Origin of the sequence: Microbacterium sp. B19 (genome assembly GCF_000333395.1) — a bacterium.
Lineage (GTDB): Bacteria > Actinomycetota > Actinomycetes > Actinomycetales > Microbacteriaceae > Microbacterium.
Genome location: NZ_BADA01000478.1, coordinates 1 through 760, shown reverse-complemented (window position 1 = coordinate 760; position 760 = coordinate 1). Strand labels below are relative to the sequence as shown.

The 760-nt window shown below is 71.8% G+C and carries 1 protein-coding gene; it reads left to right on the top strand.

What is annotated here, in order from left to right; all coding sequences use genetic code 11:
• On the top strand, positions 1 to 760 hold a 760-nt coding region (sufD, locus tag I5G_RS16660; RefSeq protein ID WP_022880076.1), incomplete at both ends, for a Fe-S cluster assembly protein SufD.

Here is a 760-nt window from a genome sequence, read left to right as displayed (position 1 = left end):
GCGGCCCTGGCGTGGACGCACGAGCCCGAGGCCCCGCTGCTGCGCATCCCGGCGAACGTCGAGCTCGACGAGCCGATCGTCGTGCGGCTCACCGGCACGGGCGGCCTCGCGCACGCCCACGTCGTGATCGAGGCGCAGCCCAACTCCCGCGGCACCGTCGTTCTGCGGCACGAGGGCAGCGTGCAGCACGCGCAGAACGTCGAGATCCTCGTCCGCGACGGCGCCGAGCTGACGGTCGTGTCGGTGCAGCGCTGGGACGACGACACCGTGCACGCCTCGTCGCACCAGGCCCGCGTCGACCGCGACGCCAAGCTCACGCACGTCGTGGTGAGCTTCGGCGGCGGCGTCGTCCGCGTGAACCCCTCGGTCGAGCTCGCGGGTGCCGGCGCGGAGGGGCGCCTGTACGGCCTGTCGTTCGCCGACGCCGGTCAGCACCTGGAGTCGCAGGTGTACCTGCACCACAAGGGTCCGCACACCGTCGGCGACGTGCTCTACAAGGGTGCGTTGCAGGGCGCGAGCGCCCGCAGCGTCTGGATCGGCGACGTCCTCATCGGACCGGATGCCACCGGCACCGACTCGTACGAGGCGAACCGCAATCTCGTCCTCACCGACGGCGCGCGCGCCGACTCGATCCCGAACCTCGAGATCGAGACCGGCGACATCCAGGGTGCCGGACACGCCAGCGCCACGGGTCGTTTCGACGACGAGCAGTTGTTCTACCTGCAGGCTCGCGGCATCGCCGAGGACGAGGCGCGACGCC